The sequence below is a fragment of the Cellulomonas sp. P1_C4 genome (assembly GCF_056406355.1).
Genome location: NZ_JBFUAI010000017.1, coordinates 47,062 through 60,467, shown reverse-complemented (window position 1 = coordinate 60,467; position 13,406 = coordinate 47,062). Strand labels below are relative to the sequence as shown.

The following is a 13,406-nucleotide window of genomic DNA, read 5'->3' as shown; positions in this document are numbered from 1 at the left end:
GCCGCTCGGTGGTGTTGATGCTGTGCGGTGCCGGTTGCCGGTTCCCTGCAGGAACCTTGCACGCGGCTCACGAGCCGAGGACCTTCGACCGCAGGGCCGCGACCTGGGCGATGACGTCGTCGATGGCCGCGGGATCGACCCCCAGAGTGGCGAGGGTGTCGAGCAGGTGTCCGGCCGTCCGGTCGAAGACGTCGTCGGTGAGGTGCAGGTGCGCGTGCACACCCGTCAGCCGGTCCGGCCGCAGGTGGCCGCCAAGCACCACGACCAGGACGTCGGTCATGTGGCCGCGTTGGCGGTCCAGGTCGACGCCGTCGAAGTAGGGCGCCAGCGCGGGGTCGGCGAGGATCCGCCGGTACAGATCGTCCACGGCGGCGTGCACTGCTTCGGTGCCGCCCAGCCGCTCGACGAGGTCGTTCATCGCCGGCCCCCGAGCTCGACCACGTACATGGCGCCCAGCAGCAGCGCCGCCCCCAGCACGATCCGACCCGTCAGCGCGGCTCCGGTGAGGACGGCGGTCACCCCGGCCATCGCCGGTTCGAGGGTGAGGATGACCGCGGCCCGGGTGCCGCTGAGCCTCGACTGCGCCCAGCTGAGCAGCACCATCGCGGCGGCGGTCGCCAGGACAGCGAGGAACAGGACGCTGCCCCACGACGCCAGGTCCGGCGGAGCCGCTGGCACGGACGTGCGTCCGCTCAGGCACGAGCGCAGGGTCACGACGAGGATGGCCAGCGCCGCCACCGTGGCCGTCTGGACGCGCGCCAGCCGCAGGGCGTGACCCGGCACGGACCAGCGGGAGAGCAGCACGACATGCACGCCCCAGGTCGCCGCGGAGGCGAGCGTCAGCAGCTCGCCGGGGCCGAGCCCGGTGCTGTGCAGGCTCAGCACCGCGACGCCGGCGGTCGCGAGCCCGACTCCGGCCCAGGTCGCGCGGCCGAGCCGCTCGCGGTAGATCAGCCAGGCGGCGAGCGGTGCGACGACGACGAGCAGGCTGGTCAGGAAGCCGGACGTCAGCGCATCGGTGAACGTCAGCGCCCACGCCTGCAGGAGGAATCCGGCACCGAGCAGCGCGCCGAGGACGATCCCGCGCCCGCGCAGCAGCGGCGGCAGGGCCGGCGCCGCGCGGGTGCACAGCGTCAGGATCACGGAGGCGAGGCCGAAGCGCCAGACCACCAGGTCGGCGGCCGGCATCGTCGTCGACGCGTCGTCGGCCACCGTGAACGTCACGCCCCACAGCGCCGCGACCAGCGCGAGCGCCGCCGGCGGGAGCCAGCCGGGCGCCTGCGGTCGGGTCAGCGGGCGGGTGTCGATGAGCGGTGCGGCGGTCATGGTCGGGCCCCTTCGGTCGGTGGCCCGAGCGTGCAAGGCCACCTTTGACGGGGGCCTGCAGAAAACCTGCAGATACCGAATTCGGCAGCAGTGTTCCTGCAGGCGTCCGGCGCGAGCGTGTGGGCAGCGCCGAGATGCGGCGCACGGAGAGGAGTCCGACATGTATGCGCACGAGTTCCCGCTGTGGGCCGCCACGCACGACACCCATCAGCACGACCTGCCCGCCGTCGACTGGCGGACCTCCCGCCTCGCGGCGGCCGTCCGCACCGTCTTGCGGGCGCTGCGCGTCCCGGCGATCCGGTCATGAGCTTCGAGCCGGCGGCGTTGCTCGACCTGTGGTCCCGACCGCACGCCGATCCCGCGCGGGCGGCGGACGCGTTTCGCGAGCTCTACGCCGACCCGGTCCGGGTCAACGGCGCGCTGCTGACCGTCGGCGACCTGGTGCACGCCGCTGCGGCGCTCCAGCGCGCCCTCGACGACGTGCATCGCGAGGTCCTCGAGGTGAGCGACGCCGGCTCGAAGGTCGCCGTTGCCTTCCGCCTCGAGGGGCGGCACGTCGGCCCCCTGGCGACGCCCGTCGGCGTGCTCCCGCCGACGGGCCAGCGCGTCTCGATCCGGGTGATCGACGTGCTCACGCTCGTCGATGGTCTGATCACGGAGATCACCATGATCGCCGAGGCGCCCGTCACTGCGTCCGCCTGACGGGGCGGTGCAGGGCAGCGGCGGCGGCCCCCATCGAGCCGACCGCGTCCCTCCTTGGTGCCGGGACCTCGGCGGTCGGTGGCCCTCAGCTCGGCTCGGTCACTTTCAGGACGAGGCGCGCAGCGGAGCGGCCGACGACCGCGCCGGTCACGGCGCCGACCAGAACGTCGCCGGGGTAGTGGACGCCGGTGTAGACGCGCGACAGTGCGACGGTGGCGGCGGCGACGCGCAACGGGATTCGCAGCTCGGGCAGGACCTGCCCGACGGCGGCGGCGAACGCGGCGGCGGACGCAGAGTGCCCGGACGGGAAGGACGTCGACGTCGGCATCGGCACCCACCGCGGCGCCGGCACGCGCAGCGCGTGCCGGTCCGGTCGGAGTCGGGCCCCGATGCGCTTCATCGGCTGGTTCACGACGAAGGACGTGGCAGCGATGGCCGCCACACCCGCCAGAGCGGCGGTCCGCTGCCTGCGCCCGCCAACGGCCGCGAGGAGCGCCGCGGTCGCGATCCAGGGCTTGGAGTGGTTGGCCACCTGGGCCACGATCCGCATCGGCTCGTCGAGCAGCGGCGTCGAGAGCCCGGCCACCGCCTCGTAGGCGCGCCGGTCCCACCGGCCGAGCGTGCGCAAGACGTGGAGCAGTGCCTCGGGTTGCTCGCCCGGCAGGGCGTCGGCAATCCGCTGGGCCAGCCAGTCCTCGACGGGCTCCCGGGCCTCCGCGGTCGAGCCGGCCGCGGGCGGCACCGGGGCGCCGCCCGTTGGCGCGCTCACGTCAGGCCCCGTCCGGAGAGCAGCCGCGACAGTGCCGTGAACGGCATGGGTCGCTTCCCGCTCGACAGCAGCGTCGGCTTGCTCTGGAGTCGCTCGCGGGCGACGCGCACGACCAGCGCACCTTGGCGGGTCACGAAGTGCAGCGGGGCATCGAGGGTGACGGCCTCACCGTCGATGCCCAAGGCGATGGGCTGCTCGGAGTCCACCTCGAGCGTCGTCGCAGTCCACTCGTCCCATCCGGGGAACAGCTCGCTGTGCCCGGCCGCGGTCAGCGCGGCCAGCTGTTGGGCCTCGGCACCGCTCACGACGCGCAGCGAGGCGATGCCCAGCAGTCCATCGTCGAGCCTCAGACGTCCTGCCCCGCGCGGCGCGCCGGACAGGTCATAGGGGTTGTTCGACACGAGAAGCACTTGGGCCGTTGTCGCCAGCCCGCCGCCGGGCAGCGTGAACCGCAGGTCGACGGGCGCAGCCGACGGGCCGACCAGCTCGGGCAGCAGCTCGACGGCGGTGCGGACCTTCGCCTCCCGGTATCGCGGCGAGCGGACCAGCTGGGCGTATGCACCCATCGACGCGTTGTTGACGAACACCCGGCCGTTGACCTCGGCCAGGTCGACGCGGACGTCGGCGCCGTCGACGAACGCCGCCAGGGAGCCGACGACACCCGTCCCGACGCCGAGGTCGCGGGCGAAGTGGTTGCGCGTGCCAGCGGGCACCACGACGAACGGGATGCCGTGCCGGGCCGCGACGGCGGCGACCAGGGCCTGCGAGCCGTCGCCGCCGGCCATGCCGAGCAGGTCGCTGCCTCGCGCGACGGCGGCCTCGGCCATTGCCTGGAGGTCGTCGCCCGGACTGAGCACGACGGGCTCGACGCCAAGGTCGCGGCAGCGGTCCTCGAGCCGGAACTTGGTCGCCTTGCCGCCCCCGGATTTCGGGTTCATCAGCAGGACAGGGTGCGTCGCCCGGGGCGCACGGTTGGCGGCGTGCCGCTGGTGGCGCTCCGCGCCGGCGCCGGTGCCGGCACTCGGGTGCGACATGCCGGTGCCTCCCGACGCCCGATCGATTCGGATACTGACGATAGCCAGGCACGTCGAGGTAGGCGAGCCCGGATGGTGAGCAACTGATCGGGCGGCGTGCGCCCCCGCTGCGCCGTCCGTACCGCCGCTCTGGCCGAGGTCTGCACGCACCGCGGTCTCGAGCTCTCGATCCTGATGCGGGGCCGCGACGTTCCTCTGCCGGGGCCCTAGCGCCGGCCGGGTCGGCCGCCGCATGGAATGTTCGTGCGATCGCTCGCCCACCAGGTCGTTGACGCCACCACCCGAGAGAAGTTCTCGGTCGTGAACTCACCCGCGGCTCAGTCGGTGCGCTCGACCGCCGATGGATTCTCCACGGGCTCGACCGGTGTTGTTCCGTCGTCGGGATCCTTGCCTGAGCCGTCGGACTCGGCGCTCCGTTCGAGCAGCTCCGGGGTGACCTCCTGCTCGAGTGTCGGAAACCCGTAGCCACCTTCTGGTGTCCCTGCGTCCGGTTCCTGCGGTGTGTCGCTCATGGTCGCCCGTTCCTGCCGTGCCCGGACCGTCGCGGACCAGGTCCATCCCATCGTCGGCGCCTGCGTCGAGCTGCGCCACGCGGACGGCGCCCCAACGGCATCGCGGCGAGTGGTCAGCCGTGGCGGTCGTCACGGATGTTCGACCAACTGGTCGGCGGCAGCGAGCTGCCGAACGTCTGCTCGGTGCCGCGCTAGGAAACCCCGGAGGTGCGCTGGCTTGCTTTCAGGTCGCGCCATTCTCTCGGCGTGACGCCGTAGGACGCGCGGAAAAGCCTGCTGAAGTGGGTCGCGTCCGGGAAGCCCCACTGGCGGGCGATCGATCCGATGGTGCGTGTGCGGGCGTGCGGCTGTGCGAGCTCGCGGCGGCAGGCTTCCAGTCGTTGGGTGCGGAGCCAGTCGCCGAAGCTCACGCCGGCGCGGCCCAGGACGGTGTACAGGTGCCGGACGGAGATGTTGTGCACCGCTGCGACCTTCCCCGGGGTCAGGTCGTTGTCGGCGAGGTGGGATCGCAGGTACTCCAGGAGCCTCATCTCCAGGGTCGTCTGGAGGGACACCTTGCCGAGGGCCGGGTCGCCGAGGCTGGAGACCAGGGCGGCGCGAACGAGGTCGATCGTCGGCTGGGCGAGACTGTCGGCGGTTGCTCGGGTCCGCAGTCCGGGGCTGAGCGCCAGCTGGCCCAGGTAGGTGGACGCCAGCGCCGCGACAGGGTCATTGCTTCCGAGTGCGCGGGAGGACACCTCGCGGATCGCGGAGTCGGGCAGAGCGAGCTCGGCGATCGGGATGCGGAAGAAGTGCGCGTCCAGGCCGCCGTCGAACATCAGCGTGTACGGACTCGTCGTCGTGTAGACGGCGAACTGGCCGGCGCGCAGATGCACGTGCCGGCCGTGCTGCGCCATCGCCGAGCCGCCCGTGCGCTGCAGGGTGAGGAACAGCTGCGGTTCGGATCCGTCGTGGGCGAGTCTGGGGCTCCGCGTGACCGTGGTCGCCATCGACCGCACCGTGAGCACCTGCACCGGGCCGGCGGCGGAGAGGGCCAGCTCGACGTCGATGTTGCGAGGATCCTCCGGGAGGTCGATGTCCACGCGCACGACGTTGCTGCCGACGGCTTCGCGGACTGCCGCAGCGCGATCGACTCCTGACGCCTCGGCGGCACTCCAGAGGGTCGTCATGCCCGCGCTCCATGTCTGCCCGCGGGCGTCGATGTCGCGGCCGGGGGGCCACGTGCGTCCAGCATGGTCACGGTCGCTGACGCGCACAAGCCCGTCGCGGTCGGCCCGCAGGAACGGCAACGAATCGTGCACGCTCAGCACATACCTGGTCCGCCCGGTGGTGCCGGGGCGTGGCCGGTCCAGCGCTGCAGGTGTCCGCGTGTCTGCCGACGCGTGCACGCACGGCACAAGTTCGCGCAGCCTGGACCAACTTGGCGATGCTGCTGCGACCTAGCGTCGGTAGGCATCGACCCGCAGGACCGACAGGAAGGCGATGACGTCATGAGCGACTCCCCGCGACAGACCCTGACCGAGCGTGAGCTCGCCGAGCTCCAGGCCGCGAACGACTCGGGCCGCCAACCGGTCCTGTTCGTCCACGGGTTGTGGCTGCTCTCCAGCAGCTGGGACCGATGGCGTGCGCTGTTCGAGGAGGCCGGCTACGCCACTGTTGCTCCTGGCTGGCCGGACGACCCCGACACCGTGGCCGAGGCCCGGGCCAACCCGGAGGCCTTCGCGCACAAGATGGTGCAAGCCGTGACCGACCACTACCTCGAGGCGGTCCGCCAGCTGACCCGGAAGCCCGCCATCGTGGGGCATTCGTTCGGTGGCCTGATCGTGCAGAAGATCGCGGGGGAGGAGGTCGCCGCGGTGACGGTGACCATCGACCCCGCCCCGGGTCGGGGTGTCCTCCCGTTGCCGGCTTCTGCGCTCAAGGCAGGCTCGCCGGTGCTCGGGAATCCTGCGAACGCCCGCCGCGCCGTGACGCTGACATTCGACGAGTTCCTCTATGGCTGGGCCAACAACCTCGACGAGGACGAGGCCAAGCAGCTGTACGAAGAGTTCCACGTGGCCGCGTCCGGGGTGCCGATCTTCCAGGCCGCCGCAGCCAACCTCAACCCGTTCAGCGAGGCGAAGGTCGACTACAAGGCGCCCGGCAGGGGACCCCTGCTCGTCGTGTCGGGCGAGCAGGACCACACCGTCCCGCACGCCATCTCCCACGCCGCCTACAAGAAGCACAGCAAGAATGGCGCCGTCACGGAGTTCCTCGAGATGCCGGGTCGAGGTCACTCGCTGACCATCGACCACGGGTGGCAAGAAGTCGCACAGGCCTCCCTCGAGTTCATCGAGCGCTTCGTACCGCCGACGTCTGCGTAGCCCGCCATGCACCATGGGGCGGACCGTTCCGGCCATGCTTCCCGATGTCGGGGGCGGTCTGCCTTCGCATCCGACGGTGTCCGGCCCGGGTCGTGGACGACAAGCGTGGACCGACGCCCCCGTCCGGCGTCCTACGCGCGGTCGTGGAGAGTGACGTGGTAGCCGTCAGGGTCGGCGAAGGTGAATGTCCGGCCGAAGGGCCCGTCGATCGGTGCAGAGACGATCCGGTGGGCGTCGGCCACGAGGGCGTCGTGGATGTCCTGGACGTCGGTGGCGTGCAGCCAGATCGCGGCTCCGATGCCGGGCTGAGCGACGGACGCAAGATCGGTGCCGGCAACGACGTCGCGCAGCGCGAACGCGATCGGCTTGGTCTCGAAGACGACGGCGTGCGGTGGGCCGGCCGCGGAGCGCATCAGGCCGAGGTACTGCTCGTAGAACGCCTGCGACGCGTCGAGGTCGCGCGTCTGCAGGGAGATGAAGTCGGGGCCTGTGGCGGGCATGATGAGCTCCTTCGTGGCGTGTCAGCTTTCTGACACACAGGAACCTATGTCAGGATACTGACATGAGTCAACATGGTGTCGACCTGGAGACCTCGCTGGGATATCTCCTGAAGGAGGCGTCCAGCACGCTTCGCCAAGCAATGGAGGCGGTGCTGCGTCCGCTGGGGATGACGGTGACGCACTACGCCTGTCTGGAGCTGCTGGCGCAACGTCCGGGGCTGTCCAACTCTGAGCTCGCGCGCGGAGCGTTCGTGACGCGTCAGTCGATGAACGTGCTGCTGCAGAGCCTGGAACGAGACGGTTACGTGACCAGGGCGGCCGAGGCACCCGTCGGGAAGGCCCTCCCGACGCGGCTCACTCCGCGCGGTCGGCGCAGCCTCGCCAAGGCGACCGTCGCCGTCCACTCCGTCGAGCTCAAGATGCTCGGCGGCATGACTGCGGCCCAGCGGTCGGCTGCGTTCGACATCCTGCACAGCATGATCCGTTCGTTGCGGGACGACACGAAGGGTGAGTAGGCGAGTTCGCCAATACCGGCCCCAGCTCGGAAACGGTTGAACCGCCGACGTCATCGGGCATCCCCGCGCGCGTCGAGGGCGCCGCTCGACCGCCCAGGCGCCGATCCGGTTTCGACCATTAGGGTCGTTCTCGTCAGTGATTCCATCGGGGGGACTCTGCGATGCGCAAGGCCATGGTGATTGTTGCTGCCGGTGCGCTCGCTTGTGCGGCGCTCACCGGATGTTCCGGATCGGATTCGGAGCCTGAGGCGAATTCGTCACCATCCACGACAGCGGCTGAGTCCTCAGTGGAAACTCCGTCTGCACCCGCAACTCCGACCGCGACCCCGGCACAGGCAGCGGTCAAAGACGCTGCAGCCCTCGCTGACGCACTCCGTGCGCAGATTCCGGAGATCACCGGGGTCACGGTGTACGACGAGACAAATGATCCCAACGATCTGATCGGCCGCCCGAACCAGTACACATCGGCCGCAGCCCTCGCCGATCCGCGGGCCGGCGGTGGCGACGGGATCGACCAGGGCGCTGTCGTGGAAGTGTTCGCGGCTCCTGCGGACGCGCAGGCGCGGTCGGACTACATCCAGGACACCCTCAAGTCACTGGGACCGGCCTTCGGCACGGAGTGGCACTACGTCAATGGGGCGTCCCTGCTGCGGGTGAGTGGGACGCTCCCGCCGTCAGTGAACGAGCAGTACGCGGCTGCGTGGTCGGTGGTCACATCGCCTTGACGACGCGCCGGCAATGATTTTCGACGCCCTCGCCGTCCGCGCCCATCGACATCGCCCACGAGAAGTCCGAGCGCATCGTTCGGCCATATCGACGGAGCATTCACACGTTCCGAACCGGTCCAGGCCGTCCACGTGCGCCCGAGAGTTGAGACGGGTTCGGCGCGCGACTTCGTGCGAAGAACTGGTCGACCGCATGGCGAAGCGATGGCCGCAGGTCGAAAGACCGTGAGCGGAATGCATGTTCGAGACTGAGCAAACGGCGGGTGGCCGGGAGCCTCCGCCTCCCATCGTGTGGAGCGTTCGCCGATCGCTCCGAGGTCGCCGGGATGTGTCGGCGCGAGCACGTCGCGAGGGCGGGGCGACCGTTAGCCTCGGTGGCGTGGATGCTGCGGCGGACCGCGACGAGACCGACGTGCTCGCCAACCTCCGGCGCTACCCCGACGTCGAGGCGCCGAACCTGCACGCGGTCGACGCGAGCGACCGACTGATCCTCGACGAAGGAGCGCCCGCGCTGGAAGCGCCGGGCGGCCCGGACGTCGTCGTGATCGGCGACCACCACGGCGCGCTGACGCTCGGCGCGATCGCGCGGTACGGGCTCTCCGGGGTGCGCACGCACCAGGACCGGCTGCTCGGCGAGCTGGCGCTCCAGGCGAACGCCGAGCGGCTCGGCCTCGACGGGTTCACGAACCACGGACTGACGCCGGAGCTCGTCGCGGGTGCCCGCGTGGTGCTGCTCCAGCTGCCGCGGTCGCTCGACGCGCTCGACGAGATCGCGGCCCTGATCGCCGAGCACTCCGACCCCGACGTGGTCGTCGTGGCGGGCGGCCGGGTCAAGCACATGACGACCGCGATGAACGACGTCCTCGGGCGCCAGTTCGCCAGCGTGCAGGCGCACCTGGCGAGGCAGAAGTCGCGTGTCCTCACCGCGTCACAACCCCGTCCGGAAGCCGATCGGCCTGAGAAGCGGTGGCCCGAGCGCCAGGACCACTCGGACCTCGGCATCACGGTGTGTGCGCACGGCGGCGCGTTCGCTGGGACGGGGATCGACATCGGCACCCGCGCGCTGCTGCGGCACCTCGACGCGATGCGGCCGGACGCCGCAAAGGCCGTCGACCTCGGCTGCGGAACAGGGGTGCTGGCTGTCCTCCTGGCGCGGGCGAACGAAGGGCTGACCGTCACGGCGACCGACGAGTCCGCCGCCGCCGTTGCCTCCGCCCGGGCGACGGTCGTGGCGAACGGTCTGGAGGGGCGGGTCCTGGTCCAGCGTGCGGACGGCGCAGGTGACGTCCCGGACGCGAGCGTCGACCTCGTGCTGCTCAACCCGCCGTTCCACGTCGGCGCCGCGGTGCACGACGGGGTGGCCAAGACGCTGTTCGCCGAATCCGCGCGGGTCCTCAAACCCGGCGGCGAGCTGTGGGCGGTGTGGAACTCGCACCTGCGCTACCGCCCGACGCTGGAACGCGTCGTCGGGCCGACTCGGCAGGCAGGCCGCGACCCCAAGTTCACCGTCACCGTGTCCACGCGGGAACGCAGCAGTTGATAAGCCAGAAACCGGACGTACGCTCGACCGAATGATGCGTCCAACAGCGGCAACGGTCGGCGAGCTCCGCGCTTCGGGGCATGTGCACACGTCGGTGCGCGAAGAGATCCGCACCAATCTCCTCACGGCCCTCCGCGAGGGCCGCGACCCCTGGCCCGGCATCCACGGCTTCGACGACACCGTCGTCCCGCAGCTCGAGCGGGCGCTGATCGCCGGACACGACGTCGTGCTGCTGGGCGAGCGCGGCCAGGGCAAGACGCGACTTCTGCGCACCCTGGTCGGCCTGCTCGACGAGTGGTCCCCGGTGATCGATGGGTCCGAGCTGGGGGAGCACCCGTACGAGCCGATCACGGCGGCCAGCCAGAGGCGCGCGGCGGATCAGGGCGACAGCCTTCCGATCACATGGCGCCACCGCGACGAGCGGTACGTCGAGAAGCTCGCGACGCCGGACACGAGCGTCGCGGATCTCATCGGCGACGTGGACCCCATGAAGGTCGCCGAGGGGCGCGCCCTCGGTGACCCCGAGACGATCCACTTCGGCCTCGTCCCGCGGGGCCATCGGGGCATCGTCGCCATCAACGAGCTGCCCGACCTCGCCGAGCGCATCCAGGTCGCGATGCTCAACGTGATGGAGGAACGCGACATCCAGATCCGCGGCTACGTCCTGCGCCTGCCGCTCGACGTGCTCGTGGTGGCCACCGCGAACCCGGAGGACTACACCAACCGCGGGCGGATCATCACGCCGCTGAAGGACCGGTTCGGGGCCGAGATCCGGACGCACTACCCGACCGAGCTTGCCGACGAGGTCGCGGTCATCCGCCAGGAGGCCGCGCTCGTCGCGGACGTGCCGGACCATCTCGTCGAGATCCTGGCCCGCTTCACGCGCGCGCTGCGGGAGTCGAGCGCGGTCGACCAGCGCAGCGGGGTCAGCGCCCGGTTCGCCATCGCGGGCGCGGAGACCGTCGCCGCCTCGGCGCTGCACCGCGCCGCACGGCAGGGCGAGGACCACGCGGTGGCCCGGCCGGTCGACCTGGAGACCGCGGTCGACGTCCTCGCGGGCAAGATCGAGTTCGAGTCGGGGGAGGAGGGTCGCGAGGACGAGATCCTCGACCACCTGCTGCGCACCGCCACGGCGGAGACGGTTCGCGCGCACTTCCGCGGCATCGACTTCGGCGTCCTGGTGGACGCGATCCAGGGCGGGGCCATGGTGACCACCGGCGAGCAGGTCACGGCCCGCGACGTCCTGTCCGGCCTGCCCGCGCTGGGGGAGTCGGAGCTGTACGACGAGATCTGCGCGCGGCTCGACGCCACCGACGACGGCGAGCGGGCCGCCGCGATCGAGCTCGCGCTGGAGGGGCTGTACCTCGCGCGCCGCATCAGCAAGGAGTCGGGGGGCGGCGAGACGATCTATGGCTAGAGCCAATCGCCGGCTGGCAAAACGAGCGCGGTACGTCCCGTACGTCGACGGGCCGGACCCGCTCGCGCCGCCGGTCGACCTTGCCGAGGCGCTGGACGCGATCGGCGAGGACGTCATGGCGGGCCGCTCGCCCGAGCGGGCGATGCGCGAGTTCCTGCGGCGCGGCGGACGGGACCAGACCGGCCTCGACGAGCTGGCGCGGCGGGTGGCCGAGCGACGGCGCGAGCTGACACGAGAGAACAACCTCGACGGCACGCTGCGGGACGTCAAGGAGCTGCTCGATCGCGCGATCCTGGCGGAGCGCAAGCAGCTGGCGCGCGACGTCGACATGGACGAGGGCGACCGCGCGCTGGCGCAGATGCAGCTCGACAACCTCCCGGCCTCGCCCGCGGCCGCCGTCAACGAGCTCAACGGCTACGAGTGGCGCAGCAGCGAGGCGCGGCAGGAGTTCGAGAAGATCAAGGACCTGCTGGGTCGCGAGATCCTCGACCAGCGCTTTGCCGGCATGAAGCAGGCGCTGGAGAACGCGACCGACGACGACCGGGCCGCGCTGAGCGAGATGCTGGCCGACCTCAACGCCCTGCTCGACAGCCGCAAGCGCGGCGACGACACGCAGGAGCAGTTCGACGACTTCATGGCCAAGCACGGCGAGTACTTCCCGGAGAACCCGACGAACCTCGACGAGCTTCTCGACGCCCTCGCGCAGAGGGCCGCCGCAGCGCAACGCATGCGGAACTCGATGACGCAGGAGCAGCGCAACGAGCTCGACGCGCTCGCCCAGCAGGCGTTCGGCTCGTCGGACCTCATGAACGAGCTCGGCCAGCTGGACGACAGCCTGCGCTCGCTGCGGCCCGGCGAGGACTGGGGCAGCTCGGAGCGCCTCGACGGGGAGAACGGGCTCGGGCTCGGCGACGGCACCGGCGTGTTCCAGGACCTCGCCGACCTCGACGAGCTGGCCGAACAGCTCGCGCAGTCGTACCAGGGCTCTCAGCTGGACGACCTCGACCTGGAGAAGCTCGCGCGCCAGCTCGGACAAGACGCGGTCGTCGACGCCCGCACCCTGCAGCGGCTCGAGAAGGCGCTGAGCGAGTCCGGGACGGTGCGACGTGGCTCGGACGGCCAGCTCGCGCTGACGCCCAAGGCGATGCGCCAGCTGGGAAAATCCGTCCTCAGAGCCATCGCCGACACGATGTCCGGCCGCACCGGCGGGCACGACGTGCGCCGCTCCGGGGCCGCCGGCGAGCCCTCGGGATCGACCCGGGAGTGGGCATTCGGGGACACCGAGCCGTGGGACGTGACCCGGACGATCACCAACGCGCTGGTCCGTCAGGCCGGCACGGCGGGTCCGGTCAAGATCCTGGTCGAGGACGTCGAGGTCCAGGAGACCGAGGCGCGCACGCAGGCGTGCGTGGCGCTGCTCGTCGACACGTCGTTCTCGATGGCGATGGACGGTCGCTGGGTGCCGATGAAGCGCACCGCGCTGGCGCTGCACACCCTGATCACGAGCCGGTTCCGCGGCGACGACCTGCAGCTGATCGGCTTCGGGCGCAGCGCCTCGGTCATGCAGATCGAGCAGCTGGTCGGGCTCGACGCGCAGTGGGAGAAGGGCACGAACCTGCACCACGCCCTGCTGCTGGCCAACCGGCACTTCCGCAAGCACCCGAACGCGCAGCCCGTGCTGCTCATCGTCACCGACGGCGAGCCGACCTCCCACCTGGAACCCGACGGCGAGGTCTTCTTCGACTACCCGCCGAATCCGGTGACGATCGCCCTGGCGGTGCGTGAGCTCGACGGCTCGGCGCGCCTGGGCGCACGCACGACGTTCTTCCGCCTCGGTGAGGATCCGGGCCTCGCGCGGTTCGTCGACGCCATGGCACGTCGGGCGGGCGGCAACGTCGTCACGCCGGAGACCGACGACCTGGGCGCCGCGGTCATCGACTCGTACCTCGGCTCGCGCCGCAACGGCGCCTTCGGCGGCTGGGGTCGCGACGACGAGTGGTGAC

The 13,406-nt window shown here is 71.2% G+C and carries 15 protein-coding genes; 8 read left to right on the top strand and 7 right to left on the bottom strand.

Going from position 1 to position 13,406, the window contains the following annotated elements; all coding sequences use genetic code 11:
- Window positions 1-67: 67 nt before the first annotated feature.
- Window positions 68-418: a group I truncated hemoglobin gene (locus AC1DYZ_RS14525; protein ID WP_477065896.1), complete on the bottom strand. Its 351-nt coding sequence runs from the start codon at window positions 416-418 to the stop codon at window positions 68-70.
- Window positions 415-1,326: a DMT family transporter gene (locus AC1DYZ_RS14520; RefSeq protein ID WP_477065895.1), complete on the bottom strand. Its 912-nt coding sequence runs from the start codon at window positions 1,324-1,326 to the stop codon at window positions 415-417. The genes AC1DYZ_RS14525 and AC1DYZ_RS14520 overlap by 4 nt, the downstream gene beginning before the upstream one ends.
- 160 nt (window positions 1,327-1,486) lie before the next feature.
- On the opposite strand from AC1DYZ_RS14520, the gene AC1DYZ_RS14515 reads away from it, so the two are divergent.
- Complete coding sequence (locus tag AC1DYZ_RS14515; RefSeq protein ID WP_477065894.1) at window positions 1,487-1,633, top strand: hypothetical protein; 147 nt, start codon at window positions 1,487-1,489, stop codon at window positions 1,631-1,633.
- Complete coding sequence (locus tag AC1DYZ_RS14510) at window positions 1,630-2,028, top strand: ester cyclase (RefSeq protein ID WP_477065893.1); 399 nt, start codon at window positions 1,630-1,632, stop codon at window positions 2,026-2,028. Before AC1DYZ_RS14515 ends, AC1DYZ_RS14510 begins: the two co-directional genes overlap by 4 nt.
- A gap of 85 nt (window positions 2,029-2,113) precedes the next feature.
- Here AC1DYZ_RS14510 and AC1DYZ_RS14505 read toward each other — a convergent pair whose 3' ends face one another.
- The 4 genes from AC1DYZ_RS14505 to AC1DYZ_RS14490 all read right to left on the bottom strand — a co-directional run bounded on the left by AC1DYZ_RS14505 (window position 2,114) and on the right by AC1DYZ_RS14490 (window position 5,512).
- Entirely contained in the window at window positions 2,114-2,797 is a 684-nt protein-coding gene (locus AC1DYZ_RS14505) for a phosphatase PAP2 family protein (RefSeq protein WP_477065892.1), read from the bottom strand.
- A complete protein-coding gene (locus AC1DYZ_RS14500) occupies window positions 2,794-3,831 on the bottom strand; it encodes a diacylglycerol/lipid kinase family protein (RefSeq protein WP_477065891.1) in 1,038 nt (345 codons plus the stop codon). Before AC1DYZ_RS14500 ends, AC1DYZ_RS14505 begins: the two co-directional genes overlap by 4 nt.
- 317 nt (window positions 3,832-4,148) lie before the next feature.
- Window positions 4,149-4,343: a hypothetical protein gene (locus AC1DYZ_RS14495; RefSeq protein ID WP_477065890.1), complete on the bottom strand. Its 195-nt coding sequence runs from the start codon at window positions 4,341-4,343 to the stop codon at window positions 4,149-4,151.
- Window positions 4,344-4,534: 191 nt separating this feature from the next.
- Entirely contained in the window at window positions 4,535-5,512 is a 978-nt protein-coding gene (locus AC1DYZ_RS14490) for a helix-turn-helix domain-containing protein (protein WP_477065889.1), read from the bottom strand.
- Between the two features lie 321 nt (window positions 5,513-5,833).
- Here AC1DYZ_RS14490 and AC1DYZ_RS14485 point away from each other — a divergent pair, with 321 nt between their 5' ends.
- Window positions 5,834-6,706, top strand: a complete 873-nt coding sequence (locus AC1DYZ_RS14485; protein ID WP_477065888.1) for an alpha/beta hydrolase — start codon at window positions 5,834-5,836, stop codon at window positions 6,704-6,706.
- Between the two features lie 131 nt (window positions 6,707-6,837).
- Here AC1DYZ_RS14485 and AC1DYZ_RS14480 read toward each other — a convergent pair whose 3' ends face one another.
- Window positions 6,838-7,206 carry a VOC family protein gene (locus AC1DYZ_RS14480; protein WP_477065887.1) on the bottom strand — a complete coding sequence of 123 codons (369 nt, stop codon included), beginning with the start codon at window positions 7,204-7,206 and terminating at the stop codon, window positions 6,838-6,840.
- 62 nt (window positions 7,207-7,268) lie between these two features.
- Here AC1DYZ_RS14480 and AC1DYZ_RS14475 point away from each other — a divergent pair, with 62 nt between their 5' ends.
- The 5 genes from AC1DYZ_RS14475 to AC1DYZ_RS14455 all read left to right on the top strand — a co-directional run bounded on the left by AC1DYZ_RS14475 (window position 7,269) and on the right by AC1DYZ_RS14455 (window position 13,405).
- Window positions 7,269-7,721 carry a MarR family winged helix-turn-helix transcriptional regulator gene (locus AC1DYZ_RS14475; protein WP_477065886.1) on the top strand — a complete coding sequence of 151 codons (453 nt, stop codon included), beginning with the start codon at window positions 7,269-7,271 and terminating at the stop codon, window positions 7,719-7,721.
- A 161-nt stretch (window positions 7,722-7,882) separates the two neighbouring features.
- Window positions 7,883-8,446, top strand: coding sequence for a hypothetical protein (locus tag AC1DYZ_RS14470; protein ID WP_477065885.1), 564 nt, complete (start codon window positions 7,883-7,885; stop codon window positions 8,444-8,446).
- A 379-nt stretch (window positions 8,447-8,825) separates the two neighbouring features.
- Window positions 8,826-9,986 (top strand): class I SAM-dependent methyltransferase, encoded by a 1,161-nt coding sequence (locus AC1DYZ_RS14465; RefSeq protein ID WP_477065884.1) that lies wholly within the window; start codon window positions 8,826-8,828, stop codon window positions 9,984-9,986.
- A gap of 31 nt (window positions 9,987-10,017) precedes the next feature.
- Window positions 10,018-11,403 (top strand): MoxR family ATPase, encoded by a 1,386-nt coding sequence (locus AC1DYZ_RS14460; protein WP_477065883.1) that lies wholly within the window; start codon window positions 10,018-10,020, stop codon window positions 11,401-11,403.
- On the top strand, window positions 11,396-13,405 hold the full coding sequence (locus tag AC1DYZ_RS14455) for a vWA domain-containing protein (RefSeq protein ID WP_477065882.1): 2,010 nt from the start codon (window positions 11,396-11,398) through the stop codon (window positions 13,403-13,405). Before AC1DYZ_RS14460 ends, AC1DYZ_RS14455 begins: the two co-directional genes overlap by 8 nt.
- The last annotated feature ends 1 nt before the right edge of the window (window position 13,406 follow it).

What these genes read in the sequence shown, in the direction of transcription:
- AC1DYZ_RS14470 (WP_477065885.1), top strand. Translation starts at nt 7,883, where the DNA reads ATGCGCAAGGCCATGGTGATTGTTGCTGCCGGTGCGCTCGCTTGTGCG.
- AC1DYZ_RS14490 (WP_477065889.1), bottom strand. Translation starts at nt 5,512, where the DNA reads ATGACGACCCTCTGGAGTGCCGCCGAGGCGTCAGGAGTCGATCGCGCT.
- AC1DYZ_RS14475 (WP_477065886.1), top strand. Translation starts at nt 7,269, where the DNA reads ATGAGTCAACATGGTGTCGACCTGGAGACCTCGCTGGGATATCTCCTG.
- AC1DYZ_RS14455 (WP_477065882.1), top strand. Translation starts at nt 11,396, where the DNA reads ATGGCTAGAGCCAATCGCCGGCTGGCAAAACGAGCGCGGTACGTCCCG.
- AC1DYZ_RS14510 (WP_477065893.1), top strand. Translation starts at nt 1,630, where the DNA reads ATGAGCTTCGAGCCGGCGGCGTTGCTCGACCTGTGGTCCCGACCGCAC.
- AC1DYZ_RS14500 (WP_477065891.1), bottom strand. Translation starts at nt 3,831, where the DNA reads ATGTCGCACCCGAGTGCCGGCACCGGCGCCGGCGCGGAGCGCCACCAG.
- AC1DYZ_RS14485 (WP_477065888.1), top strand. Translation starts at nt 5,834, where the DNA reads ATGAGCGACTCCCCGCGACAGACCCTGACCGAGCGTGAGCTCGCCGAG.
- AC1DYZ_RS14525 (WP_477065896.1), bottom strand. Translation starts at nt 418, where the DNA reads ATGAACGACCTCGTCGAGCGGCTGGGCGGCACCGAAGCAGTGCACGCC.
- AC1DYZ_RS14520 (WP_477065895.1), bottom strand. Translation starts at nt 1,326, where the DNA reads ATGACCGCCGCACCGCTCATCGACACCCGCCCGCTGACCCGACCGCAG.
- AC1DYZ_RS14495 (WP_477065890.1), bottom strand. Translation starts at nt 4,343, where the DNA reads ATGAGCGACACACCGCAGGAACCGGACGCAGGGACACCAGAAGGTGGC.
- AC1DYZ_RS14480 (WP_477065887.1), bottom strand. Translation starts at nt 7,206, where the DNA reads ATGCCCGCCACAGGCCCCGACTTCATCTCCCTGCAGACGCGCGACCTC.
- AC1DYZ_RS14515 (WP_477065894.1), top strand. Translation starts at nt 1,487, where the DNA reads ATGTATGCGCACGAGTTCCCGCTGTGGGCCGCCACGCACGACACCCAT.
- AC1DYZ_RS14460 (WP_477065883.1), top strand. Translation starts at nt 10,018, where the DNA reads ATGATGCGTCCAACAGCGGCAACGGTCGGCGAGCTCCGCGCTTCGGGG.